This window comes from Xanthomonas hyacinthi, assembly GCF_009769165.1.
Classification (GTDB): domain Bacteria; phylum Pseudomonadota; class Gammaproteobacteria; order Xanthomonadales; family Xanthomonadaceae; genus Xanthomonas_A; species Xanthomonas_A hyacinthi.
Map to the genome: position 1 here is coordinate 1670575 of NZ_CP043476.1, position 25258 is coordinate 1695832.

Annotated in this window: 24 protein-coding genes and 2 pseudogenes; 11 read left to right on the plus strand and 15 right to left on the minus strand. The window is 70.4% G+C overall.

Translation table 11 applies throughout. The features are described from left to right. The first annotated feature begins 16 nt into the window (after positions 1-16). From mlaD to FZ025_RS07560, 4 genes are read left to right on the plus strand one after another with little or no spacing between them, the layout of a single operon-like run. Positions 17-571 (plus strand): outer membrane lipid asymmetry maintenance protein MlaD, encoded by a 555-nt coding sequence (gene mlaD / locus FZ025_RS07545; RefSeq protein ID WP_104558411.1) that lies wholly within the window; start codon positions 17-19, stop codon positions 569-571. Then, on the plus strand, positions 568-1230 hold the full coding sequence (locus tag FZ025_RS07550; RefSeq protein WP_104558410.1) for an MlaC/ttg2D family ABC transporter substrate-binding protein: 663 nt from the start codon (positions 568-570) through the stop codon (positions 1228-1230). Before mlaD ends, FZ025_RS07550 begins: the two co-directional genes overlap by 4 nt. Further along, positions 1220-1534, plus strand: coding sequence for an STAS domain-containing protein (locus tag FZ025_RS07555; RefSeq protein ID WP_104558409.1), 315 nt, complete (start codon positions 1220-1222; stop codon positions 1532-1534). Before FZ025_RS07550 ends, FZ025_RS07555 begins: the two co-directional genes overlap by 11 nt. A 3-nt stretch (positions 1535-1537) precedes the next feature. Beyond that, positions 1538-2605, plus strand: a complete 1068-nt coding sequence (locus tag FZ025_RS07560) for an MlaA family lipoprotein (protein WP_046980850.1) — start codon at positions 1538-1540, stop codon at positions 2603-2605. A gap of 172 nt (positions 2606-2777) precedes the next feature. Here the strand turns inward: FZ025_RS07560 and FZ025_RS07565 are convergent, their stop codons facing one another. The 3 genes from FZ025_RS07565 to FZ025_RS07575 form a co-directional block, all read right to left on the minus strand. Beyond that, the gene (locus FZ025_RS07565) at positions 2778-3485 is read right to left on the minus strand and encodes a hypothetical protein (RefSeq protein WP_158185536.1); all 708 of its coding nucleotides are present in this window, start codon (positions 3483-3485) and stop codon (positions 2778-2780) included. Between the two features lie 552 nt (positions 3486-4037). Then, positions 4038-4580, minus strand: a complete 543-nt coding sequence (locus FZ025_RS07570; protein ID WP_046977857.1) for a glutathione peroxidase — start codon at positions 4578-4580, stop codon at positions 4038-4040. Positions 4581-4734: 154 nt separating this feature from the next. Further along, positions 4735-6333 carry a DNA recombination protein RmuC gene (locus FZ025_RS07575; protein ID WP_046977858.1) on the minus strand — a complete coding sequence of 533 codons (1599 nt, stop codon included), beginning with the start codon at positions 6331-6333 and terminating at the stop codon, positions 4735-4737. Between the two features lie 160 nt (positions 6334-6493). On the opposite strand from FZ025_RS07575, the gene FZ025_RS07580 reads away from it, so the two are divergent. From FZ025_RS07580 to FZ025_RS07605, 6 genes are all read left to right on the plus strand, one after another. Beyond that, positions 6494-7117, plus strand: coding sequence for a glutathione S-transferase family protein (locus FZ025_RS07580; RefSeq protein WP_046977859.1), 624 nt, complete (start codon positions 6494-6496; stop codon positions 7115-7117). 471 nt (positions 7118-7588) lie between these two features. Then, on the plus strand, positions 7589-8020 hold the full coding sequence (locus tag FZ025_RS07585; RefSeq protein WP_046977860.1) for a hypothetical protein: 432 nt from the start codon (positions 7589-7591) through the stop codon (positions 8018-8020). After that, a complete protein-coding gene (locus FZ025_RS07590; protein ID WP_046977861.1) occupies positions 8020-8748 on the plus strand; it encodes an MgtC/SapB family protein in 729 nt (242 codons plus the stop codon). The genes FZ025_RS07585 and FZ025_RS07590 overlap by 1 nt, the downstream gene beginning before the upstream one ends. A 34-nt stretch (positions 8749-8782) precedes the next feature. Next, a complete protein-coding gene (locus tag FZ025_RS07595; protein WP_386269766.1) occupies positions 8783-9865 on the plus strand; it encodes a sensor histidine kinase in 1083 nt (360 codons plus the stop codon). Between the two features lie 8 nt (positions 9866-9873). Then, on the plus strand, positions 9874-10485 hold the full coding sequence (locus tag FZ025_RS07600; protein WP_046977877.1) for a response regulator transcription factor: 612 nt from the start codon (positions 9874-9876) through the stop codon (positions 10483-10485). 149 nt (positions 10486-10634) lie between these two features. Next, the gene (locus tag FZ025_RS07605; protein WP_046977862.1) at positions 10635-12059 is read left to right on the plus strand and encodes an amino acid permease; all 1425 of its coding nucleotides are present in this window, start codon (positions 10635-10637) and stop codon (positions 12057-12059) included. A gap of 361 nt (positions 12060-12420) precedes the next feature. On the opposite strand, the gene FZ025_RS07610 is transcribed toward FZ025_RS07605, so the two are convergent. The 8 genes and pseudogenes from FZ025_RS07610 to FZ025_RS07640 all read right to left on the minus strand — a co-directional run bounded on the left by FZ025_RS07610 (position 12421) and on the right by FZ025_RS07640 (position 20667). Continuing rightward, a complete protein-coding gene (locus FZ025_RS07610; protein WP_046977863.1) occupies positions 12421-13632 on the minus strand; it encodes an MFS transporter in 1212 nt (403 codons plus the stop codon). Positions 13633-13780: 148 nt separating this feature from the next. Continuing rightward, positions 13781-14185 (minus strand): DUF2628 domain-containing protein, encoded by a 405-nt coding sequence (locus FZ025_RS07615; protein ID WP_046977864.1) that lies wholly within the window; start codon positions 14183-14185, stop codon positions 13781-13783. 182 nt (positions 14186-14367) lie between these two features. Continuing rightward, entirely contained in the window at positions 14368-15519 is a 1152-nt protein-coding gene (locus tag FZ025_RS07620; protein WP_046977878.1) for a glycerate kinase, read from the minus strand. Positions 15520-15791: 272 nt separating this feature from the next. Then, positions 15792-17840: a S9 family peptidase gene (locus tag FZ025_RS07625; RefSeq protein WP_053057143.1), complete on the minus strand. Its 2049-nt coding sequence runs from the start codon at positions 17838-17840 to the stop codon at positions 15792-15794. Then, positions 17837-18361 carry an alpha/beta hydrolase gene (locus tag FZ025_RS22775; protein WP_282957065.1) on the minus strand — a complete coding sequence of 175 codons (525 nt, stop codon included), beginning with the start codon at positions 18359-18361 and terminating at the stop codon, positions 17837-17839. Before FZ025_RS22775 ends, FZ025_RS07625 begins: the two co-directional genes overlap by 4 nt. Continuing rightward, a pseudogene (locus FZ025_RS22860) lies at positions 18336-18416 on the minus strand (hypothetical protein); the annotation flags it as partial. The gene FZ025_RS22775 and the pseudogene FZ025_RS22860, both read right to left, overlap by 26 nt. 5 nt (positions 18417-18421) lie before the next feature. After that, positions 18422-20245 (minus strand): TonB-dependent receptor, encoded by a 1824-nt coding sequence (locus FZ025_RS07635; protein ID WP_146093529.1) that lies wholly within the window; start codon positions 20243-20245, stop codon positions 18422-18424. Between the two features lie 32 nt (positions 20246-20277). Beyond that, positions 20278-20667, minus strand: coding sequence for a TonB-dependent receptor plug domain-containing protein (locus FZ025_RS07640; RefSeq protein ID WP_158185537.1), 390 nt, complete (start codon positions 20665-20667; stop codon positions 20278-20280). A 300-nt stretch (positions 20668-20967) separates the two neighbouring features. Between FZ025_RS07640 and FZ025_RS07645 the strand changes: the two genes are divergently transcribed. Next, the gene (locus FZ025_RS07645; RefSeq protein ID WP_046977867.1) at positions 20968-21480 is read left to right on the plus strand and encodes an Lrp/AsnC family transcriptional regulator; all 513 of its coding nucleotides are present in this window, start codon (positions 20968-20970) and stop codon (positions 21478-21480) included. Between the two features lie 161 nt (positions 21481-21641). Here FZ025_RS07645 and FZ025_RS07650 read toward each other — a convergent pair whose 3' ends face one another. The 4 genes and pseudogenes from FZ025_RS07650 to FZ025_RS07665 form a co-directional block, all read right to left on the minus strand. Next, the gene (locus FZ025_RS07650; protein WP_046977868.1) at positions 21642-22892 is read right to left on the minus strand and encodes a dipeptidase; all 1251 of its coding nucleotides are present in this window, start codon (positions 22890-22892) and stop codon (positions 21642-21644) included. 119 nt (positions 22893-23011) lie between these two features. Continuing rightward, positions 23012-23338: pseudogene (locus FZ025_RS07655) on the minus strand (cupin-like domain-containing protein); the annotation flags it as partial. A 5-nt stretch (positions 23339-23343) separates the two neighbouring features. Beyond that, on the minus strand, positions 23344-24105 hold the full coding sequence (locus tag FZ025_RS07660) for a SapC family protein (protein WP_046977870.1): 762 nt from the start codon (positions 24103-24105) through the stop codon (positions 23344-23346). Positions 24106-24284: 179 nt separating this feature from the next. After that, entirely contained in the window at positions 24285-25253 is a 969-nt protein-coding gene (locus FZ025_RS07665; RefSeq protein WP_046977871.1) for an ABC transporter substrate-binding protein, read from the minus strand. Positions 25254-25258: the final 5 nt, after the last annotated feature.

Here is a 25258-nt window from a genome sequence, read left to right on the forward strand (position 1 = left end):
ACAAGGTAGACACCTCATGGCTATCCGTGGTCCCCGTCTCGAGTTCGCCGTCGGCGCCTTCCTGCTGCTGGGCCTGGCCTCGCTGCTGGTGCTGGCGCTCGCCTCCACCAACCGCCAATGGGGCTTCGGCGGCGGCCGCTACGAGCTGACCGCGCGCTTCTCGCAGATCGGCCAGCTGCGCCAGCAGGCGCCGGTGAAGATCGGCGGGGTGATCATCGGCCAGGTGGCGAAGATCGAGCTGGACCCGGCCAAGTTCGACTCGGTGGTGACCCTGGCCATCGACGACCGCTACAAGGACCTGCCGGCGGACACCTCGGCCGGCATCCTGACCAGCGGCCTGCTCGGCGAAAGCTATGTCGGGCTGCAGCCCGGCGGCGATCCGGACACGCTCAAGCCCGGCCAGGAGATCGCCTTCACCCAGCCGGCGGTGGACCTGATCCAGCTGGTCGGCAAGTACATGTTCGGCGGCGGCGGCGGCAGCGGCAGCGGCGGTAACGCCGGCGCGACACCCGCTGCCGCATCCTCCGCGAACACCGCCACTCCTTCTACGGAAACGAAACCCACGCCATGACCAACAAACTGCTCTCCGCCGCTCTCGCCGCCGCGCTGGCCGTCGCCGCACCCGCCGCCGCGCTGGCCCAGGCCGCGCCTGCCGCTGCCGCCCAGCAGGGTTCGGCCAGCAAGGTCGTGCTCGACAACAGCACCCGCATCCTGGCCACGCTGGAACAGCGCCGCGCCGAGTTCAAGAGCAACAGCGCCGCGCTCAAGCAGTTCATCGACAGCGAGATGAACAAGTCCTTCGACCGCGACTACGCCGCACGCCTGGTGCTCGGCGTGCACGGCCGCGGCGCCTCCGATGCCGACGTCAAGCTGTTCGCCGATGCGATGGCCGACAACCTGATGCAGCGCTACGGCACCTCGCTGCTGACCTTCGAAGGCAAGCCGCAGGTGCGAGTGAAGTCGGAAACCCCGCTGCCGGGCGGCCGCGGCGCCAAGGTGTCCACCGAGCTGCTGCGCAGCGGCGGCGACCCGATCCCGGTCGATTACCTGGTGCGCAACGTCGGCGGCAGCTGGAAGATCTTCGACGTGATGGTGGAAGGCGTGTCCTACGTGCAGACCTTCCGCAACCAGTTCGACACGCCGCTGCGGACCAAGTCGATCCCGCAGGTGGCGGCCGATCTGCGCAACGGCGCGCTGCAGATCGCACCGGCGAGCAACAGTGGCAAGTGAGCCACGCCTGCGTCGCGACGGCGACACGCTCGCGCTGAGCGGCGTGCTCGACCGCGCCGCGGCCACCGCGCTGTGGCCGGCGGCGCTGCCGCTGCTGGCCGGCGCGCGGGCACTGGATCTGCGCGAGGTTGCACGGGTGGACAGCGCCGGCCTGGCGCTGCTCGCCGAACTGGCCGCACGCCTGCGTGCGCAGGGCCAGGCCGAGGCCGCCATCCATGGCGCCCCGCCCGGCCTGACCGAATTGAGCGCCGCCTACCGGCTGGCGCCGACCCTGGATTTCCAATCTCCCCCGGCGGCGAGCTGACCCATGAACGTGCTGCGTATCCTCACTTCCCTGGCCCTGGCTGCTGCCCTGGGCGCCTGTGCCGGCGCCCCCAAGCGCACCGCCCCGCCGCCGGTCGCGGCCGAGGCGCCGGCGCCGCCCGCCGACACCGCCGTTGCCGATAGCAGCGCCGGCGCTGCCATGGACGCGGCTGCGGCCAGCGATGCGCAGGCCGCAGCACCCGACGCCGGTGCCGCGATGGCCGCACCGGCGAGCGTGCCGCCGAGCGGCGGCGCGGCGACCGCGGCCGAAGACGACTACGCCGCGCTGTACGGCGGCGACCCGTACAACCCGGTTGCCGATGCGACCCTGCCGGCCGGCGTCGCCGTGCCGCAGAGCTACGATCCGTGGGAGAAGTACAACCGCAAGGTGCACAAGTTCAACAACGTGGTCGACCGCACTGTGGCGCGGCCGCTGGCGCGCGCCTACGTCAACGTGGTGCCGCGGCCGATACGGCTGGGCGTGACCAACTTCTTCGACAACCTCAGCTCGCCGCTGACCATGGTCAACCAGCTGCTGCAGGGCCGTCCGCTGCAGGCCGGGCAGACCCTGGGCCGGTTCGTGATGAACAGTACGCTGGGCATCGCCGGCATCTTCGACCCGGCCAGCGACGCCAAGCTGCCGCGGCGCAGCGAGGACTTCGGCCAGACCCTGGGCGCCTGGGGCTGGCGCCGCTCGCGCTACGTGGAGCTGCCGCTGTTCGGGCCGCGCACGGTGCGCGACGTGTTCGGTCTGGCCGGCGACGCGCCGCTGTCGCCGCTGCGGCAGATCGAGGAGGACACCGTGCGCATCGGCCTGCAGGGCCTGCAGCTGGTCGATACGCGCGCGCAGCTGCTGTCGCTGGACAGCCTGCGCGATGCAGCGCCCGACGAGTACCAGCTGACCCGCGACGCGTGGATGCAGCGCCGCACCTACCAGATCGAAGGCGACCTGCGCAGCCACAACAAGCGCCAGGACAACGACCTGCCCGACTATCTGCGCGAGGAAGAAACCAATCCGACCGTCCCGGTGGACGCGATGCCGATCCCGGAGTGGCGCGGCGGCAGCCGCTGAGCCGCCCGCGTTTCCGGCGATACGCAAAAAACCCGGCTTCGGCCGGGTTTTTTTGTGGCTGAATCCAGTTCTGCTATTCCCACCGCGGGAGCATCGGGATTCTGAGCGGATATCGCCCCCCGACTTGCAGCGCGGCGCGTCCGGTGGTCCGGGGTCCGGGGTCCGGGCGACACTATGCCCGCAGCAGGCTTTGCTTCTGCCGTTGCTTCTGCCGTTGCTTCTGCCGTTGCTTCTGCCGTTGCTTCTGCCGTTGCTTCTGCCGTTGCTTCTGCCATTGCTTCTGCCGTTGCTTCTGCCATTGCTTCTGCCGTTGCTTCTGCCATTGCTTCTGCCGTTGCTTCTGCCATTGCTTCTGCCGTTGCTTCTGCCATTGCTTCTGCCGTTGCTTCTGCCGTTGCTTCTGCCGTTGCTTCTGCCGTTGCTTCTGTTGTTGCTTCTGCCGTTGCTTCTGTTGTTGCTTTGCTTTTGATTTACCGGGTCCCCTCAGCGCGGCAGGCTCGGCGGGCGAAAACCCGAAGGGCGGCGCGCAGGATGCGCGACGTTTTTCGTTGGCACATGGATGTGCCATCGAAAAATGCCCGTCGGGCCTGCGGACCTGGAGCGCGAAGCGCGGAAGGCGCGCTGCGGGGTGTGCTTGACCAGCCTTCGGCTGTGGTAAAGCGCTTCTTTTGGTTACTTTTCTTTGCACAAGCAAAGAAAAGTGACTCGCCGCAAGGCGAAAGCTGTTGCTCCTGCATAGCGGAATTCTTGTAGGAGCGGCTTCAGCCGCGACTGGTTCTGTCAGGAAAGTGTCGCGGCTGAAGCCGCTCCTACAAAAAGCAAACGCCGAAGCAAACAAAAGCAACACCAAAGCAAAGGCTTCCGCCCTGGGGCGGGTCACTTTTCTTTGCTCGCGCAAAGAAAAGTAACCAAAAGAAAGCGCGCCCTGCCTTGCGCCCTCCGCGCTGCGCGCTACGGGTCCGCGGATGCACCGGGGATTCGCGGAAGGGGCTTGTCCGCTACGCGGCCAAGTCCGGGGCAGTCGCCTCGCGGCGCCAGCCCGCCCGCCGGGGCGAAGCAGTGCTTCGCCTTTTTCCGGCGAGCCCTGCCCCTGCCGCGAACGGCGCACATCCCTGTGCGCCGCCCTTCGGGTTTTTCCCCGGTCCATCCGCCGCTGCGGAAGGGAACCCGGTAAGTCAAAAACAACAGCAACAGCAACGGCAACAACGGCGACGGCGACGGCGACGGCGACGCAGCGGACTCGCGCAATCGCGACTCAGCAAGCCAGCCGCATAGCGACTGTAGGAGCGGCCTCAGCCGCGACGAACGGAACGGGGATTTCCAAAGCTTCCGACGACCTGTCAGGACGCATGGCCCGCGGCCACCGTCGCCCCTCCTACACGCATCCGAATAACCAAGGCATCGACTTGCGGCAGCGAACGCCGCAAGCCGATTACGCCAGCGCCGTCTCGATCGCCGTGCACAGGCGCGGGTCCTCGGCGGTCACGTCCGGGGCGAAGCGGCCCAGCACCTGGCCGTCGCGGCCGACCAGGAACTTCTCGAAGTTCCACAGCACGCCCGGCGCCGGATTGGGTTCGATGCCGTAGCCGACCAGCTTCTCGCGCATCGGGCCGTCGCCCTCGGTCTGCGGCTGCGCGTCGATCAGCGCGCGGTACAGCGGATGCGTCGCCTCGCCGGTGACCGCGATCTTGGCGAACATCGGGAAGGTCACGTCGTAGGTGAGCTGGCAGAACTGCTGGATCTCCGCCTCGCTGCCCGGCTCCTGGCCCTTGAAGTCGTTGGCCGGGAAACCGAGCACGTCCAGCCCGTCGGCGTGCTTTTCGCGATACAGCGCTTCCAACCCTTCGTACTGCTTGGTCAGGCCGCACTTGGAGGCGACGTTGACGATCAGCAGCGCCTTGCCGCGATGCTCGGCCAGCGATGCGGGCTGGCCGTCGATGGTGGTCAACGGAATGTCGTAGATCGATTGGCGCATGTGCGGCTCCTGCAACAAGAGGGAATGCAAGCATAGGCGCATGGCAACCCGGCGGCTATCGCGCACCGCGTCCGGTCGCCACTTGGTCAGGTTGCGTTGCCCGGGATCTCCCTGCGCCTGCCGCAGGGAGATGCAGGGCCGGGCGCGACGCCGTTCATTCCTGCTCGTCGCGCGCGGAATTCTCGTCCGCATCGACATCGGCATCGGCCATGGGCGGTTCGAGATCCAGCAACGGCGTGAGCTGCGCATCGGCCAGCGTCTCCACCCCGCGCAGGCGGCGCTCGATGGTGCGGGTCTTGCGGCTGGCATCGCCCAGGCTCTTGCCCACGGTGCTGATCTGCTTTTCGGCCTTTTCCAGGATCCCGGCGAACTTGCCGAACTCGCTCTTGACCGCCGCCAGCACGCCCCACACCTCGCTGGAGCGCTTCTCGATGGCCAGGGTGCGGAAGCCCATCTGCAGGCTGTTGAGCAGCGCGGTGACGGTGGTGGGGCCGGCGATGACGATGCGGTGCTCGCGCTGCAGCAGGTCGGCCAGGCCGGGCCGGCGCAGCGTCTCGGCGTACAGGCCTTCGGTGGGCAGGAACATCACCGCGAAATCGGTGGTGTGCGGCGGTGCGATGTACTTGTCGCTGATCGACTTGGCCTGCACCCGGATCGCGCGCTCCAGCTGCGCGCCCATCGCCAGCACCTGTTCCGCATCGCCTAGTTCCTGCGCATCGAGCAGCCGCTCGTAGTCCTCGCGCGGGAACTTGGCATCGATCGGCAGCCACACCGGCGTGTCCTCGTGGCCGCGGCCGGGCAGGCGCACCGCGAAGTCCACCACCTCGTTGCGCTCCGGGCGCACCCGCACGCCGCGCGCGTACTGCTCCTGGGTCAGGGTCTGCTCGAGGATGTTCTCCAGCTGCACTTCGCCCCAGCCGCCGCGGTTCTTGACGTTGCTCAGCACGCGCTTGAGATCGCCGACGCCGGTGGCCAGCTGCTGCATCTCGCCGAGGCCGCGCTGGACCTGTTCGAGCCGCTCGGAGACCAGCTTGAACGAGGCGTCCAGGCGCGTGTTGAGGGTGGTCTGCAGCTTCTCGTCGACGGTGCCGCGCATCTGCTCGAGCCTGGCCGCGTTGTCGGCCTGCAGTTCCTTCAAGCGCTCTTCCAGGGTGCTGCGCATCTCGCCGATGCGCTGCTCGTTGCGCTGGATCAGTTCGTTGAGCCGCTGGCCGAGCGTGTCGGCGAAGCGCTGCTGCGACTCGGCGCCTTCCAGGCGGGCCTTGCGCGCGTCTTCGACCAGGGTCTCGCGCAGCGCGGTCAGGTGCGCGTCGATGCGCGCGATCAGCTCGCTCTGCTGCTGGCCGAAGTGCAGCATGCGCGCGTCCTGCTGCTGGCCGAACGCGTCGAGCTGGCCGCGCATCTCGAGCATGCGCTGGTTCAGCAGTTCGGCCACGCGTTGCTGCGCCTCGCCGGCCTCGGCCCGGCCGCGCCGCGCGTCCTCGCTCAGCGCCTCGCGCAGCAGATCCAGGCGCTGGTCGGTGCGGGTGGAGAGGTCGCCGAGATTGCGGGCGAAGCCCTCGCTGCGCGCGTCCTGCTGCCGCGCCAGGCTGTCGAGCTGCTCGCGCAGTTCGCCGCGGCCGCTGCGCTGTTCTTCGCGCAGCACCTGTTCCAGCGCCGCGTGGTTGGTCCGGCGCAGCAGCACCGCCAGCAGCAGCGCGAGCACGGCGCACAGCAGGCCGGCCAGGATCAGGAAATGGGGATCGGTTTGCATCCCGCCAGTGTAGCCGGCCGCGTCGCAAGCGCTGCGCCGCGCAGGCGCGCATCCGGCGCGATGCCCTTGAACGGCGCCGCACCCGCAATGGACGGCACCGCCGCATTGCGCCAGGCAATGCGCTGATGCACACTCCGTCGCTCGCATCGGGCCAGATTGCATGCTCACCCTCTACGGCAAGTCGTCCTCGATCAACGTGCGCAAGGTGCTGTGGCTGTGCGCGGAACTGGAGCTGGCGATCGACCAGCAGCACTATGGCGCCGGCTTCGCCGCAGTGGACACGCCGGCGTTCCGCGCGTTGAATCCGAACGCGCTGGTGCCGGTGCTGCGCGACGGCGACTTCGTGCTGTGGGAATCCAACAGCATCTGCCGCTACCTGGCGGCACGCCAGCAGCGCACGGACCTGCTGCCACCCGCGCCGCAGGCGCGGGCGCAGGTCGAGCAATGGATGGACTGGCAGGCCACCGAACTCACCAATGCGTGGCGCTACGCATTCATGGCCTTGGTCCGCGACAGCCCCGCGCATCGCGATCCGCAAGCGCTGGCGCAGGGCCTGGCCGACTGGCACCGGCACATGGGCATCCTCGACGCACAGCTGCAGCACACCGGCGCCTACGCGGCGGGCGCGAACTTCACCCTGGCCGACATCGTGCTCGGCCTGTCCACCCAGCGTTGGATGGCCACGCCGATGGCGCGGCCGCTGCTGCCGGCGGTGGAGGACTACTACGAGCGGTTGTCGGCACGCCCGGGCTTTCTTACGCACGGACGCAACGGCATGCCGTAACGCGCCTGGCGCAACGCGCGGCGGCGGCACGGTCGGCGGCGGCGATACTTTGGTATAGGCGCGCGATACGCATGGCCATGAAAAAAAGCCGCATGCGCGGTGGCCGACGTCAGGCCACGTATGCCAAGCTTTTCCGCGTCGCGAAGCTGCAGCCCGGCCACCGCGGCAAGACCCCGTGCGTCCCCCCTTCCGCCCGCGTTGACGGTGTGCGGATGCCGTGTCTTGTTGCAGCGCCGACGCTGCCGCTGCGTCCACGCTCGCGAGGCCTGCGTCCGTCGCCGACGCCGCAACCGCGCATGTTCCGCCCTCATCAGGAGACCGCCATGGACCCCGACCCGCATCTGCGTGGCGCCATCGCCACGCTCTCGCCTGCGCTGTCCTTTTCACGCTTGCCCGGTCCCGCCCCGGAGACGTCCACCCATCCGCAAGGTTGAGGCGTCCCTTCCGGCAGCGCGCCGGAAGGAGGTTTTCATGCTGCTGTACACGTCCCGTTTCCAACGCGCCCTGCAACGCGCCCTGCGCGCGGCGGTGACCGCGCATCGCGCCGACATCCTGTGCCATCTGCTCGCCGCGCATGGCGTGCGCGCCTGCGCCAAGGCCCTGTCCCACTTTCCCGGGCGCGTGCTGGCCGATGCGCTGTCGCTGCTGCCCGGCGAGGACCGCATCCGCGTCCTGCTGCGTTTGTCGCGGTCGGCGCGGCGGCGCCTGCAACGGCCGGGCACGGGCGCCCCGACGGCGCCGGGCTGGTGGCGCAAGGCGCTGGGCAGGTGGGGCGGATTCGACACGGCGCTGCTGCGACGCGCGCTTGCCACGCAGCTGCAGCATCATGTTCGCCCGCTACCGCCCGATCCCTCCCCAGGAATTGCGATGCCCCGTCCGCTCCGCCCCCGGTCCCCGCGCTGATGGAAGCGCTGCGCCTGTTCAATCTTGCCTCGCTGCTCGACACCCTGGTGAGCCTGTCCACCGCCTTCGCCCTGGGCGCGGTCATCGGCTTCGAGCGGCAGGTGCGGCAGCGCACCGCGGGCCTGCGCACCAACACCCTGGTCGCGGTCGGCGCGGCCATCTTCGTCTCGCTCGGCGACCGCCTGTTCGAGATCCATGGCGGCCCCCAGGGCGCGGTGCAGGTGGTGGCCTACGTGGTCTCCGGCATCGGCTTCCTCGGTGCCGGCGCGATCATGAAGGAAGGCGCCAACATCACCGGGCTCAACACCGCGGCCACGCTGTGGGGGTCGGGCGCGGTCGGCGCCTGCGCCGGCGCCGGGCTGGTCGCCGAGGCGGTGCTGGCGGCGCTGTTCGTGCTGTTGAGCAACACCTTGCTGCGCCCGGTGGTGAACCGGATCAACCGCCGGCCGCTGGAGGAATCCTCGATCGAGGCAACCTACGTGTTCTACGTGATCTGCGCCCGCGGCGTGCACGGCGAGGTGCGCGAACGGCTGATCGAACTGCTGGAAGCCGCCCACTACCCGGCGCGCGAAGTGGACCAGCATCCGTTCGGCCAGCACGATGTGGAAATCGCCGCCACGCTGTACGCGACCGCGGTGCGCGCCGAAGAGCTGGATACGGTGATCCAGCAGTTGGAAGGCGAGCCCGGTGTACAACAGGCGTTCTGGAACGCTGGCGCCGAGGGCTGACGCGCCCGCCGCGCCGCCACGCCCACCCCCTGCCATGACCGCGATGACCCGCTGCTTCAAATCGCCTTCGCCGCATCGCCGCCTGCTCGCGCTGGCGGCGCTGCTGCTGGCGCTGGGCGCGATCTTCGTCGCCGATACGCTGACCGATTACGCGGTGGCCGCCGCGTTGTTCTACACGGTGGTGATCCTGTTCGCGGTGCGGCTGCTCACCCGCGCGGGCATGCTGTTGCTCGCCGGCGCCTGCATTGCCCTGATCGTGCTCAGCTTCCAGCTCAGCTCCGCCGGCGCGTACCGGGTGGGGGTGATCAACTCGGTCATCAGCATCGTGGTGGTGGCGGTGACCACCTCCATCGCGGTGCAGATGGAACATGCCAAGGCCGCCGCGCACGCGGCGCAGGCGCAGCTGCTGCGGCTGGCGCGCGCGCGCAGCCTGGGCGGCCTGACCGCCTCGATCGCGCACGAGGTCAACCAGCCGCTGGCCGCCATCGTCACCAGCGGCAACGCCTGCCAGCGCTGGCTCGGCCAGCAGCCGCCGAACCTGGAGCGGGCGCACGCGGCGCTGCAGCGGATCCTCGACGACGGCAACCGCGCCAGCGAGGTGATCGCGCGGATCCGCAGCCTCAGCAAGGGCGAGGCGCCGCGCAAGAGCGCGTTCGACCTCAATGCCGCGGTGCTGGAGGTGCTGGCGCTGGCGCGCAGCGAACTGGAGCACAACGCCATCGCGCTGCGGATGGCGCTGGCCCCGGCATTGCCGCTGGTGCTGGCCGACCGGGTGCAGGTCCAGCAGGTGCTGGTCAATCTGTTGTTGAACGCGATGGAGGCGATGGCGCGCACGCCCGCGCAGGCGCGCGAGATCCTGATCGGCACCGCGCCGGAGGATGCGCGTTCGCTGCGGCTGACCGTGGCCGATTGCGGCGGCGGCCTGTCGGCCGAGGCGCAGGCGCACCTGTTCGACGCGTTCTGGACCACCAAGCCCGACGGCATCGGCATCGGCCTGAGCATCAGTCGCAGCATCGTCGAGGCCAGCGGCGGGCGCATCTGGGCAGCGCCGCGCAGCCCCTGCGGCGCGGTGTTCGGCGTGTGCCTGCCGATCGCAAAGCCAGGCGCGCGCCAATGAACCTGCCCGTGTCCGAACGCTGCCCGGTGGTGTACCTGATCGACGACGATCCCTCGATCCGCGCCGCGCTGGAAGACCTGTTCGCCTCGGTCGACCTGCAGGTGCATGCGTTCGGCTCCAGCGGCGAGTTCCTGCAGCACGCGCTGGCCGACGCGCCCAGCTGCATGGTGCTGGACATCCGCATGCCCGGGCAGAGCGGCATGGAATTCCACCGGCAGCTGCTGGAGGCCGGGCTGAACCTGCCGACCATCTTCATCACCGGCCATGGCGACATCGCGATGAGCGTGGAAGCGATGAAGAACGGCGCGATCGAATTCCTGACCAAGCCGTTCCGCGACCAGGACCTGCTCGACGCGATCCAGCACGGCATCGCCTGCGACCGCGCGCGCCGCCAGCGCGAGGCCGTGCTGGCCGAACTGCGCGGCCGCTGGGCGACGCTGACCGCGGGCGAGCAGGAGGTGACCCGGCTGGTGGTGCAGGGGCTGTTGAACAAGCAGGTCGCCGCGCGGCTGCAGCTCAGCGAAATCACGGTGAAGGTGCGGCGCAGCCAGGCGATGCGCAAGATGCAGGCCGGCTCGCTCGCCGAACTGGTGCGGCTGGCCGCGCGGATCGGACTGTAGCGGTCGCGAGGTCGCGTTCGCCGCACGCCGCACGCCGCAAGGCCCGCAGCGCCTGCTGCCGCACAGCAGGGCGAGGCGGCCAGGCATAGCTTTGCTGCACCGCATTGGGCGACACTCGCCGGCTTGTCCTATCGCTCCCCGAGGCCCGCATGTCGTTCCTGTTCCGGCGCAAGTCGCTCGATCTGGTCACCGTCCACGAGGCCGGGCGCCGGCTGCTGCCCACGCTGAGCTGGGCGCACCTGGTGGCGCTGGGCATCGGCGCGATCGTCGGCACCGGCATCTACACCCTGATCGGGGTCGGCGCGGACAAGGCCGGCCCCGCGGTGCTGCTGTCGTTCGCGGTGGCCGGGGCGATCTGCGCCTGCGCTGCGCTGGCCTACGCGGAGATGGCGACGATGATGCCGGCCGCCGGCAGCGCCTACACCTACAGCTACATCGCGCTCGGCGAGAGCATCGCCTGGGTGGTCGGCTGGAGCCTGATCCTGGAGTACTCGCTGGTGGTCAGCACGGTGGCGGTGGGCTGGTCGGGCTACTTCGTCGGCTTTTTGCAGTGGCTGGGCGTGCAGATGCCGCATGCGCTGGTCGCCGGGCCGCATGCCGGCGGCATCGTGAACCTGCCGGCGGTGGCGATCACCTTCCTGGTCGCGGGCATGCTGATGGCCGGCACCAAGGAGAGCGCCACGCTCAACGCGGTGCTGGTGGTGCTCAAGATCGTGGCGCTGGGCGTGTTCGTCGCCATCGCGCTGCCGGCCTTCGACAGCGAGAACCTGCAGCCGTTCATGCCGTACGGATTCCCCAAGACGCTGGGCAGCGATGGCGTGGAGCGTGGGGTGATGGCGGCGGCGGCGATCATCTTCTTCGCCTTCTACGGCTTCGATGCGATCTCCACCGCGGCCGAGGAAACCAAGAATCCCGGGCGCGACCTGTCGATCGGCATCCTCGGTTCGATGGTCGGCTGCACGCTGATCTACGTGCTGGTGGCGCTGGCTGCGGTGGGCGCGATGCGCTTCACCGTGTTCGGCAATAGTCCCGAGCCGCTGGCGCTGATCCTGCGCGAACTCGGTCATGGCAAGGCCGCCGCCGCGATCGGCATCGTCGCGGTGATCGCGCTGCCGACGGTGCTGCTGGCGTTCCTGTACGGGCAGAGCCGCATCTTCTTCGTGATGTCGCGCGACGGGCTGCTGCCGCGCGGCCTGTCCAGGGTCAACGCGCGCACCGGCACGCCGGTGGTCACCACGCTGTTCACCGCGCTCCTGGTGGCGGCGCTGGCCGGCGTGGCGCGGCTGGACGAGATCGCCGCGCTGGCCAACGCCGGCACCCTGGCCGCGTTCATCGCGGTCGCCGCGTGCCTGCTGGTGCTGCGCGTGCGCGAACCCGGCCGCGAACGCAAGTTCCGCACGCCGCTGGCCTGGGTGGTCGCGCCGCTGGCGATCGGCGGCTGCCTGTACCTGTTCTGGAGCCTGCCGCACACCACCCAGAAATGGTTCGCGCTGTGGAACGCGATCGGCGTGGTCGCCTACCTGCTGTATGGTCGCCGCCACAGCCTGCTGCGGCGCGAGGAACAGCGGCCGTGACGCCGTCCTTCCAGACCCTGCTGACGCGCCACATCGGCACCGCCTTCGCCCGGCAGCAAGCCGGCGCCGAAATGGCAGTTCTGGAAAAAGTAACACCCGCCACACATAGCCCCTCTCCCACCGGGAGAGGGGTTGGGGTGAGGGTCCGGCGCGAAGCGTCTCGCTGGGTTTGGGTGCGCGAGGCTGCGCCAGCACCCTCATCCGGGCCTGCGGGCCGCCTTCCGCTGAAAAGGGAGCCATGGTCCCGGTGGAGCAGGACAAATTGCGCGGCGCCGCGGCCTGCCGGTTGCCGTAAACGCATGCCTTGAAACGGATTCGAACTTCACCCGATCCAAGCAGAAGGCAACGCACCGGCACGCGCTCAGCGCGCCGACACCGCCGCGCGCCGGAATTCGCTGAAGTAGAACAGCAGCGCGGCCGCCCCGAAGCCGGCGCCGAGCAGCGACAAGCCCGACCAGCCGGCATAGGCGAACACCGCCGCGGCCAGCACCGAGCCGGTGGCGCCGCACAGGAACACCGAGGTCATGAACAGGCCGTTGAGGCGGCCGCGCTGCTCCGGCGCCAGCATGTAGATGCTGCGCAGGCTCAGCACCTGGCACACCTGTACCGCCGCATCCAGGACCAGCGCGGCGACCACCAGCCACAGCAGTGCATGCGCGCGTGCGGCGCAGGCGCCGAGGCCGAACGACAGCGCCGCGGCGGCCAGCGCGCAGCCGGTGGCCGGGCGGGTCCAGCCGCGGTCGGCCAAGCGCCCGGCCAGCGGCGCGACCAGCGCGCCGCCGGCACCGGCCAGCGCGAACAGCGCGATATGCCGCTGGTCCATGCCGAAGGACTGCGCCAGCAGCAGCGGCGCGCCGGTCCAGAACACGTTGAACGCGGCGAACATCATGCCCTGGTAGAACGCGCGCCGGCGCAGCAGCGGGGTGGCGGCATACAGCCGCGGCAGCGAGGCCAGCACCGCGGCATAGGACGCGCGCTGCGCGGGCCGGCGCTGTGGCAGGCGCCAGCGCAGCACCGCCATCAACAGCAGCATCATGCCGGCGGACAGGAAGAACACCGCGCGCCAGCCCAGGGTGGCGGCGACGGAACTGGAGAACGGCCGCGCCAGCATGATCCCGGCCAGCAGCCCGCCCATCACCGTGCCGACCACGCGGCCGCGGCTGGCCTCCGGCGCCAGGTGCGAGGCGAACGGCACCAGGATCTGCGCGGCCACCGCGCACACGCCGACCACGAACGAGCCGATCAGGAAGCCGGCCGCCGAGTGCGACAGGCCGATGCCGACCAGGCCCAGCACCACCCCGCCCAGCAGCAGGATCGCCAGGCGCCGGTTCTCGGCCACGTCGGCCAGCGGCACCAGCAACAGCAGGCCGGCGCCGTAGCCGAGCTGGGTCAGCGCCACGATCAGGCCGGCCAGGCCCGCGTGCAGGCGCAATTCCGGCGCGATGATGCCGATCAGCGGTTGCGAGAAATAGATATTGGCCACCGCCAGGCCGCAGGCGGCGGCGAACAGCGCGATCAGCCCGGGGGACAGGCCGGCGGGTGCCGCATCGACCTGGGATGCGAGTGGAGACATGGGGGGAGCCTGGCAGCGAAGGCGCCACGGTAGGCGCCGACGCCGGCGGACTCAAGCCGCCCCGCCACGACACAGCGTTGCGTCGCGACCAGGGCACGTCATCAAGATGAAGCCGGGTCCCGAGTCCCGGGTCCCGGCGACACCCCGGTTACCACCAACGCATGCCTTCGAACGGGTTCCAGCTGGTGCTGCCCTTCTTTCGGTCCAGGTAGAAGGCGTAGTTGGCGATCAGGCCGACCAGCACCGAATAGCCCACGCCCAGGCCATTGACGACCATCCCCGGCAGGAAGAACGACAGCACCCCGATCAGCAGCGAGATGCCGATCAGCACGATCGCCTTGCGCCACAGGCCGAGGATGAAGAAGTAGATCCAGCCGAAGAAGAACGCGAAGAAGTTCATGTTGATCTTCAGGCGATCGCCGAACGAGGGCAATGCCTTGAACGCGGCCTTGAAGTCGGGCGAGGCCGGCCCGCCGTGGCGGTCGAAGAAGTCGAAGCGGAACTGCCACTTCGGACTGAGCGGCGCGCGCTCGGGGAGGTTCTGGGTGTTCATGGAGAGGCAATTCCTTTTTTGTAATCGTTTACATTGTAGCTGAATGGGAGCGCCCGGCACCATACTTCGCTTGGTTGGCCCCAATATGGTGCGCGCTCCCTGCAGTCGCGCTGCCAGCCGGCGGCGGTCGCACAGCGCCGCAGGCGCCAGGGCGCCGCGGGGACGCGCGGTCGCGAGGCCGCTCAGCGCCCGAGGCCGCGCCCGATCCTGAGCGTCTCGGCCACGTTCCTGGCCGCCATGCGCAGGTTCGCCGCCGCCTCGGCCAGCGCCTGCTGCAGCGTGCAGGCGCGCTGCACCGCGCCGAACATCGCATCGATGCCGTGCGCGTGCAGCAGCTCGGCGCCGGCACCCAGCCCGCCGGCGATCGCGACCACCGGCTTGCCGTGGCGTTTGGCGATCCGGGCCACGCCCAGCGGCGTCTTGCCGTGCAGGCTCTGGCGGTCGAGGCGGCCCTCGCCGGTGACCACCAGGTCGGCAGCGGCCACCAGCGCATCCAGCCCCAGCGCCTCGGCGACGATGTCCGCGCCCGGGCGCAGCTGCGCGCCCAGAAACGCGACCAACGCCGCGCCCAGGCCACCGCCGGCGCCGCCGCCACGCAACCCGGCGAGCGCGATGCCGAGATCGGTTTCGATCACCGTGGCGTAGTGGCACAGGTTGGCGTCGAGCTGGGCGACCAGCGCCGGGGTGGCGCCCTTCTGCGGCCCGAACACCGCCGAGGCGCCTGCCGGCCCGGTCAGCGGATTGTCGACATCGCAGGCGACCTCGAACGTGCACTCCCGCAGCCGCGGGTCCAGCGCGCTGGCGTCGATCCGCGCCAGCGCCGCCAGCGCGCCGCCGCCCGCACCGGCGGCGAGCGCATCGCCCTGCGCGTCGAGCAGGCGCACGCCCAGCGCCTGCGCCATGCCGGCACCGCCGTCGTTGCTGGCGCTGCCGCCGACACCGACGATGAGCTTGCGCGCGCCGGCGTCCAGCGCCGCCAGAATCAGCTCGCCGACGCCATAGCTGGTGGCGGCGAGCGGATCGCGCCGCGCCTGCGGCAGCAGCGCCAGTCCGCTCGCCGCGGCCATCTCGACGATGCCGGTGCGGCCATCGCCGCTGATGCCGAAGAAGGCCTCGACCGGCGCGCCCAGCGGCCCGGTCACCGTGCGGCCGACGATGCGCCCGCCGCTGGCCGCGACCAGCGCCGCGACCGTGCCCTCGCCGCCATCGGCGACCGCCACCTTGCGGTAGCTCCATGCCGGGAACACGGCGCGAAAGCCCGCCTCGATCTGCGTGGCCACCTCCAGCGCCGACAGGCTTTCCTTGAACGAATCCGGGGCGATGACGATCTTCATGGCGGCCCCGATGCTAGCCGATGCCGCGTCGGTTTGCCGCACGCCGCCCTGCGCCGTTCGATGACGGCCCGGTGTCTGTTCGGCCATCGTCCGGCGTCAGGCCGCGCGCTGCGCGATCGGCACGATGACGGAGCGCGATGGGCGCAGTGCGCTCCGCGCCGGCGGCGCCTCAGGAAGATCCGGCGCGCGCCGCCGCGGCCACCCAGTCCTGCACCTGCTGCATCGCCCGCAGCGCGTTGCCGCCGCAGATGCCGGCGATCTGCTGCATGCCGCTATGGCGCAGGCTTGGCGCCCGCCGGCCCGAGGTGCGCGTCCAGCCACGCCAGCACGCGCTGCTGCACGTCGCGCCCCTGCGCCTGTTCATGGAACCAGTGTGGCGCGCGCGGGTAGCTGACCATCTCCACCGGGGTGCCGGTGAACTTCAGCGCGCGGTACAGCATCAGGCCCTGGCCGAGCGGCACGCGCCGGTCCTGTTCGCCGTGCAGGATCAGCACCGGCACCTTGATCCGTGCGGCATGGCGGATCGGCGAGTGAGCGTCGTATTCGTCGCGGTTGGCCACCGGATCGCCGAAGTAGCCGGGCAGGTAGTCCGGGGTGTCGGTATTCAGCGCCATCGCGCCGATATCGGTCACGCCGGCGCCGACGATCGCGGTGCGGAAGCGGTGCGACTGTGCCACCGCCCAGGCGGACAGGTAGCCGCCATAGCTCCAGCCGCCGATCGCCAGCCGCTGCGGGTCGATCACGCCCTCGCCCTGGAGCCGGTCCACGCCGTCGAGCACGTCCTGCAAATCGGCGCCGCCCCAGTCGTGGCGGGCGCGTTCGGCGAAGGCGCTGCCCTGGCCCTCCGAGCCGCGCGGATTGGGCAGGAACACCGCATAGCCGTGGGTGCTGAGCAGTTGCGCCCAGTCGTGCCAGGAGCCCAGCCAGCCCGACCACCAGGCCCACGCCGGGCCGCCGTGGATCTGCACCAGGGTCGGCAGCCGGCTGCGGCCGTCCCAGTCCGGCGGGGTCAGCAGCAGGCCGGTGATCCGGCGGCCGTCGCGGGTGGAAGCCCAGCTCAATTCGCGCAGCCGGCCGTGCGCCCAGCCGGCGACCTGCGGGTTGCTGTCGCTGCGCGCGCGCAGGCGGCCGTTGTGCAAGGTCCACACCTCGGCCGGCTGGTCGTCGCGGATGCCGATGTAGGCGCTGCGGCCGTTCGCGGCGGTGGTGAAGCTCTGGTAGGGAATCTGCGGCCGTGCCAGCGTCTTCCATGCGCCGCTGGCCGCGTCCAGGCGCAGGAACTCGCCGCGCACGCCGCGCTGGCCCTGGCCGATCAGGCGGCGATCGTCCTGCCAGCGCGCCAGCCACAGCGTGCCCGGCCAGTCCGGCGCCAGCGCCACGCGGCTGCCGGCGGCCAGATCGTGCACGTACAGCGTGGCGGTGATGCCGTGCGCGCCGAGTTCGCCGTACAGCAGGCGGCGCCCGTCCGGCGACCACTGCAGCGGGAACGCCGAACTGCGTGCGCACAGCGGCGCGCCCACGGTGCCGGCGGCCACGTCCAGCAGCACCACCCGCGAGGCGTACCAGTAGTCGTTGAGGGTGGTGCCGTCGGACACGCGCAGCGCCAGCCGGGTGCCGTCCGGCGACCAGGCAAGGTCGTGCACCTGCAGCCCCGGCGGGGTCAGCGCGCGGGTCGCGCCGCTGCCCAGCTCGCGCAGCCACACCCGCGCGAACTGCCGCGGGTGTTCGACCTCGACCGCATCGTCCTTGGCCTGCGCGCGCGCCGTGTCGTCCGGCGACGGCGGATCGGTGGCCAGATAGGCCAGCTGGCGGCCGTCGGCCGACAGCGCGAACGCGCCGACGGCGCCGGGCGAACGGGTCAGCGGCGTGGCCACGACGCCGTCTGCATCCACCTGCCAGACCTGGCTGGCGGCCAGGCCGGCGTCCTTGCCGACGCCCGGCAGCGGCCGCTCGGACAGGAAGCCCAGCGTACGGCCGTCGCCGGCCCAGCGCGGATTGCGGTCGCTGGCCGCGGCCGGCGCGGGCAGGGCGACGGCACCGCCGCGGCGCTGCGCCGGCGCCCGCCAGATCCGCGTCAGCGCCGGCTTGCCGTCGCCCTGCGGGGTCTCCACGGTGTAGGCGATGCGCGTGCCGTCGCGGCTGATCTGCGGATCGCCGACCTGCGCCAGCTGCATGATCTGCGCCGGGGTCGGCGGCGGCGGCGCGGCGCGCGCGGCCGCGGCGGCGTGCGCCGGCGCCAGCGCCAGCGCCAATGCGCAGGCGAGTGCGGCGAGGGCGCGGCGCACGGCCGGCGGTCGGATCGGTGGGAACACGGCGCTCATGCCTCATTCTCGCGGGAATCGGCGGCGCGCGCGTCGGCCTGCAGATGCCGGCGCAGCCAGTCGGCGCCGGCGGCGAGCGCATCGCGCGCCTGCACCGAGACCGGCATCGCCTCCAGCAAGCCGTGCGGGGCGCCCGGGTAGACGCGCGTCTGGACGCCGCCGCCGGACCCGGCCAGGCGCTGCGCCATCTGCGCGTTCTGCGCGCCCAGCAGGTCGCGCTCGCCCCACAGCAGCAGCGCCGGCGGCAGGCCGTGCAGCGCGGCGTGCAGCGGGTCGCGGCGGGCTTGCGCGGCGGCGCCGAGGTCGCAGGACCAGAACTCGTCCATCTCCGCCGCGCTGAGCATCGCGTCGGCGCCGCCCGGCGCCGCGGCCGTGTGTGCGGCGATGTGCGGATCGAAGGCGCCGTCGTTCAACAACCGCGCGCGCGCCGCGTAGCGCGTCCTGGTCGCGCAGGCGCAGCGCGGTGGCCAGCGCCAGCTGGGCGCCGGCCGACTCGCCCCCCAGCCCCAGCCGCTGCGCATCCACGCCCAGCGCGTGCGCATGCTCGCCCCGGATGCCGCGCATGTCCGCCGCCATGCCGCTCAATACCGCCAGTGCGCGGTGACGCCGACGGTGCGCGGGCGCACGATGCCTTCGCCCAGGCCGTTGCTCTCCAGCACCGAACGGGTCACGCCGCGTTTGTCGGTCAGGTTGCTGCCGAACAAGGCGATGTCGGTGCTGCCGAAGGTCATGCGCAGGCGCAGGTCGAACAGGTTGTAGTTGCCCTGCCGGTTCGGCGCCACGCCGGGCACCGCCGAGTTCAGGTCGCTGATGCCGCCGGACAGGAACTGGTGCGACAGGCTCAGCAGCGGCTGGAAGCGAGTGTCGAAGCGGTAGCTGAGCAGGTTGTTGATCGACCAGTCGGCCGAGCCCGGCAGCTGCGCGCCCTTCGGCGCGGTGCCGTAGTAGAGGATGAACAGGTCCTCGTCCAGCCGCGCCTGCTGCCAGGTGATGGTGCTTTGCCAGTCGAAGCTGGACAGCGGCCGCCACGTCGCCGACAGCTCCACGCCGCGGCTGTAGGCCTTGCCGCCGTTGCTGGCGTAGTTGAACAGGTCCGGGGTCTGCAGGCGCAGCTGGATATCGCTCCAGTCGACGTAGAACAAGGTGGCGTCGAGCAGCAGCTTGCCGTCGGCCCAGCGCGTGCGCGTGCCCAGCTCGTAGTTGATCAGGCTGTCGCTGTCCGAGCCGGCCGGCACCGGGTAGGCGCTGAGCCCGGCCACGTTCGGGGTGCCGAAGCGGAAACCTTCGGAGACCAGACCGTAGAACATCAGGTCCTGGTTGGCCGTGTAGCTCAGCGACAGTTTCGGATTGAAGCCGCTTTCCTCGCTGCTGGACGCGGTGACGATGGGATCGCCGGGATAGGTCGAGAATCCCTCCTGGGTGGAGACGGTGCGCACGCGGGTGCGGAACAGGCGGCCGCCGGCGGTCAGCTTCCACTGCGGGTTCAGCCACAGCGACGCCTCGCCGAACAGCGCCGCTTCCGCGCCGGAGGTGTCGCTGTAGTAGGCGTTGAAGATGCGCCCGTGCGGCGCGATCGCCGCGCCGCTGCCGGGGCCGTACAGGGAGGAGTTGTCGAACGCGGCCGCCGCGCCTTCGGCACCGAGCGCCTCGTACAGCGACTTGTCGGTAGTGAAGTACATGCCGCCCAGCAGCCACTCCACGCGCCCGCCCGACGCCGAGGTCAGCCGCAGCTCGATGCTGCGCCCGGTGCTGCGGCCGCCGGAATCGATGGACAGCGGATTGCTCAGATCCAGATCGAGGTCGGCGTTGTAGGCCGCGCGCAGCGGCGTGTAGTCGTAGCGCCAGTCCTGCGATTTCTTCTGGTAGGCCAGCAGCGCGGTGAAGTCGGCCCAGCCCACTGCCTGGTCCAGGCGCAGGCTGTGCACGTCGACCTTGGTGTCGGTGAATTCGGGGATCGCGGTACTGCGTTGCAGATCGCCCAGCGCCGGCATCCGGTAGGCGTTGTCGTCCGAGTCGGTGTTCTGCAGCAGGCTCAGCCAGGTCAGCGTGGTGCCCTCGGCCGGGGTCAGCACCAGCGAGAAGCGACCGCCGGCGACGGTGGTGGTGTTGGCGCCGTCCTTGCCGGTGCCGATGTTGTCCAGATAGCCCGGATCGTCGCGGTACTGCGCCACCGCGCGCAGCGCCAGCAGGTCCTGCTTGATCGGCAGGTTGACCATCGCCTTGCCGCTGTAGCCGACGGCGGCGTTGCGGGTCTGGCTGACCGTGGTTTCCACGGCAGCATCGAACCCGGACGGATCGGCGACATTGGCGATGTAGTCGACCGCCCCGCCCATCGACGCCGAGCCGAACAGCGTGCCCTGCGGTCCGCGCAGCACCTCGACCCGGTTGAGGTCGAATGCGTCCACGTCCGGCACCACGATGGTCCAGCCCGGCTCGGTCAGCGGGATCTCGTGAGGAAGAAGCCGGTGGTGTCCTGGCCCTGCACGTTGCCGGCGCTGGTGGCGATGCCGCGCATGACCACATGCGACACGCCGGGCTGGTAGCTGTTGAACACCACGCCGGGCGTGCGCTGGATGTAGTCGGCCAGGCTCTGCGCGCCGATCGCCCGCAATTGCTCGTCGCTGACCGCCGACACCGAACCGGCGATCTCGCGCACGCTCTGGTTGCGCTTGCCGGCGGTGACCATGATCGCGTCCAGGTCGATGGCCTCGGCGGACGCCGGCGCGGCCGCGGACCGCTGCGCCCAGGCCGGTGCGCACGCCAGGGCGGAACCGAGACAGCCCAGACCGACGGCGCGGCTGAGCGTGGAAAGGGCGAACGACGGCATGGCAGCTTTCCCCTGGATGGCGGCGAGATGGCGGAACGAAACACGGCGCAGGACGTGCGGCTGGCCGTCCCCGGCGGCGCCACGCCCCTGTGCTGGACCACAGTAATAGGCGAGCGCGGGCGACGCGTCCAGCGCTTGCCGCAGATGCCACTGCATCGGCAAATGACTGAAAATGCTGAAAAATACCGCTGTCATCCCGCAAGGTCGGCGAGCTAGGATGCGAACAACCGCAGGATCTTCGGTCCATGCCGAACGATTCCGTGGAAATTGCGCCGCCGCCCTTCTTGCGAACCCGCGTGGATGTCCAGCAAAACTCCCGACCGCCTCGACCTGAAGATCCTCGACGTGCTGCAGCAGGACGCGCGCATCACCAACCAGGCGCTGGCCGACCGCGTGGCCTTGTCGCCCAGCGCCTGCCTGGCGCGGGTGCGCGCGCTGGAGGCGCGCGGGCTGATCCGCGGCTATCGCGCGCAGGTGGCGGTGGACCGGATCCGCTCGGCGACCATCGTGCTGGCGCAGGTGGCGTTCAAGCAGCACGCGCTGCGCGAATTCAACGACTTCGACCGCTGCATCCTGACGATGCCGGAAGTGGTCGAGGCCAGCCGGATCAGCGGCCCGTACGACTATCTGCTGCGGGTGATCGTGCACGACGTGCACCATTGGAAGGACATCGCGCGCAATCTGCTCGGCGGCGACTATGGCGTGGAGAAGATCCTCTCGCAGTTCCTGATGGACGAGGTCAAGCCGTTCTCCGGCTATCCGCTGGCGCCGGGTCCGTCGCCGCGGCATTGGCGCGACGAGGAGGCGCCGTAGCGCAGCCTGGTGGCGCGACGGCGGTCAGAGCGCCTGCGACGACCGCGCGTGCGCGACGATCGGCCATGAGAGATCGCCGCGGCGACATGCCGGCGTCCACCTGGACCAAGGCATCGACGGCGGCGCCCGGCACGGCCGTCGGTACGGATCCGGCGCTGGACTCAGGACGCCGCCTTGCCCGCCTGCTTGTTCGCCCAGTCCTGCGCCTGCTGCATCACCCGCAACACGTTGCCGCCCCAGATGCCGGCGATCTGCTGCTCGCTGTAACCCTTGCGCAGCAGCCAGGCGGTGATCTTGGGCAGGTCGCTCACGTCTTCCATGCCGACCACGCCGCCGCCGCCGTCCCAGTCCATGCCGATCCCCACGTGCTCGGGGCCGATCAGCGCCAGCACGTGCTGCAGATGCGCGAAGAAGTCGTCCAGCGTCGCCTGGCGCACCGGATAGGTGGCGTCCAGCGCCTTCATCTCTTCGCCGAGCCTGAGCCCATCGGCCAGTTGCAGATGCTCCCAGCCGCCGTATCTGGCGATCAGCGCCTGCTCGGCCGCCTTGCGCTCGGGGCTGGCGCCGTTGTCGATCAGGTAGCCGCCGTAGGAATTCATCTGGATCACCCCGCCGTGCGCGGCCAGCACCTTCAGCCGCGCATCGTCGATGTTGCGCGGATGCGCGTGCACCGCACGCGCGCCGCTGTGCGAGAGCAGGATCGGCACCGGCGACAGCGCGATCAGCTGGTCGAACACCGCATCGGAGGCATGCGACTGGTCGATGACGATGCCGAGTTTTTGCGCCTGCTGCACCAGTTCCCGGCCGGCCGGACTCAAGCCCTGCCATTCCGGTCCCTTCGGGTCGGTGGCCGAATCGGCGAACTCGTTGTTGAGGAAATGCGCTGTGCCCATCAGCCGCAGGCCTTGCGCGTAGTAGAAGCGCAGCAGCGTGGGATCGGCGACCAGCGGGCTGGCGTTCTCCATGCTCAGGTACACCACGCGCTTGCCGGCCGCCTTGAGCCGCGCCGCATCGGCCGGCGTGGTGGCCAGGCCGAACTGCTGCGGGTGCGCGGCGAGCAGCGCGTGGATCGCCATCAAGCGCTGCAGCCCGGCATCGCGATCGTCCAGGTGCGCCTGCGCGCTGCGGTCGCCCTGGCCGGTGTAGATCGCCCAGAAGCCGCCGTCCAGCGCGCCGGCGAGCATGCGCGGATAGTCCACCTGCGCCAGCCGATTGCCGGCATGCGCGGTCATCATGTCGAAATCGCCGCGCTCGAAATTGGCCGGCGTGTCCAGGTGCGAATCCAGGGTCAGCAGCCGCTGCTGCAGCGCGGTGGCGCGGGCCAGTTCCGCTTTCGTGAATTCGACGGCATGCGCCGGCAGCGCCGCGGCCAGCGCCAACGACAGGGAAAGACACAGGGTTTGCAGCTTCATGCGCGGGAACTCTCGAATAGGGCGGCGCCTGGATGATAGTCATGCCGCGCCCGCCGCGTCCCGCCACGGCGGGTAGGTGCGCGCATCGGGGCGGCGGCGCTTGCCGTCCGGCTTGATCGGTCCGGGCCACTGCGGGCGATGGCGTCCAGCAGGCCGTGCAGATCGTCGCGCCGCACCTCGAAGTTCAGCGCGGTGAAGTCGTCGGTGTAGAACGGCCGCCCGGCGATCTCCGGCGCACCGGAGGAGTACGGCAGCGTGCGGCCGTTGCTGTGCCCGCGCAGCAGCTCCATCGCCGCGCCGGTGCTGTGCAAGCCGGCCTGGACCAGCGCCCAGTCGCGCGCCAGTCCACGCAACACCACCGGCGCGCCGGCGGCGAGCAGGTCGGCCAACGGCAGCGCGCCGGCTCGGCAGTCGCTGCGCTCGGCAATCGCCGCCAGCGCCGCCACGCCGCTCAGGCGGCCTGCCCGGCGGCGACCGCGTCCATGCCGGCGTGCTGCAGGCGGCGCTGCTTCTCGGCCATCAGCCGGCGCATGTTGTGCAGCGAGGCCAGCAGCAGATAGGCGCCTTCCAGATAGCCGGCGCGGTGCAGCCCATGCAGCGACGGCGCATCCAGCGCCGCCAGGCGCTCGCGGTCGATGCCGTAGAGTCCGACCAGATGCACGTTGTGCGCCTTGCCGAGCTGCACGTCGATGCGCAGCGGCTGGATCAGGCCCAGCGCGTCGAACGCGGCGAACATGGCGTTGCCGCCCTCCACGCCGTCGCGGATGCCGCGCAGCACGGTGATGACGTGCTCCAGGTACGGGCTGTGCCCGCCCTGCGGCAGGAACACCCGCTCGCCTTCGCTGAAGCTGAGCCGCGGGTGATCCAGATCGACGTGGATCACCGGTTCGCGGCGCAGCGCGCCGTCCTCGTGCTGCTCCTGGCATCCGATCAGGAACGGGCCCTTGGCGACGATGCCCGGCAGGTACGCCGCATTCCAGCGCGTGTCCTGCAGGAACAGGTTCTCCTGCTGCTCGAAGCCCAGCAGCGCCACCGACTGGAAGCCGCCGCCCGGGTCCTTGCGCAGCAGGATCGGATACTCGCGCTGCAGCTCGGCGTATTCGGTCGGGAACGCCTGCACCACACCGTTGGCGTCGCCGAACTCCGGGCCGAAGCGCAGGATCACGCGCAGGTCCTGGTGGGCCACATTGTTGAGCAATTCGTATCGTGCCATCTGGACTCCAGCGGATCGGTGGCGGAACTGGGCGGGGCGCCACGCGACCATTGCAGCAAAGCGCCGCGCCCGCAAGACGCGCTGCGGCGCGGGTTCGGCGTAGCCGCGCCAGGCACCCGGCGCGGCGCCGGAGGCGTTGAAATCCTCGAACGGGGCGGTGATGCCGACCCGTTGCGCCGTCAGCGATCCGGCAGGCCAGGAGGATTGGTCTGCGAACGCGGCACCGCCTCTTCGCTCAGGTTCCAGCGCGCCAGCGCCTTGGCGTAGCGGCCGTTCTGGATCTGGGCATTGAGCGCTTGCGTGATCGCGTCGGCCAGGCCGCTGCCCTTGCGCGTGGTCACCGAGATCGCGGCAGCCTGAGGCCAGCCGCCGGGGAACAGGCCGACCCGCCGCACCTTTCCATCGCGCGCGGCATAGGCACCGGTCGCATTGGGTTCGAAGGTGACATCGGCGCGGCCGGTGATCACCGCCAGCCGTCCCACCACCGTATCGTCGAAATACTGGAACTGCACCGGCTCGAGTCCGGCTGCCACGTTCTGCGCATTCCAGCGACGCAGGATCTGGTCCTGATTGGTGCTGGCGCCCAGCACCACCTTCAGCCCGGCCACGTCCTTGGGTTGCCTGATCGCCCGGATCGGGCTGTCGCTGCGCGCGTAGATGCCCAGCAGGTCGTAGCGGTAACTGGAGAAATCGAACTTCTTCTTGCGCTCTTCGGTCACCGTGATGTTGGAGATCACCGCATCGTACTTGCCCGATTCCAGGCCCAGCGGCCAGTCCGGCCAGGCCACCGGCGCCAGGTTCAGGCGCAGGCCGAGTGCGTCGGCGATCAGCTGCGCGATGTCCGGGTCGATGCCGACCAGGGAGTGGCCATCGGCGCCGTAGTCGCACAGCGGCAGTGCGCCGGGGACGATGGCGACGGTCAACGCGCCGGGAACGACAAAGCGAAAGCCGGCCGGCAACAGCGCGATCGCCGCCGCATCCTTTTCGGCGTGCAGCGGCGGCAGGTCGCCGGTTTCGGGTTTGGATGCAGCTACATCAGCGCCGGCGGGAGGCCGGCGCGCATACAGGATGGCGGCCGTACCGGCGGCGAGCGCCAGCACGATGACGATGATGTTGAACAGGCGGCGACGCGAGAGAACGGCAATCATACGGA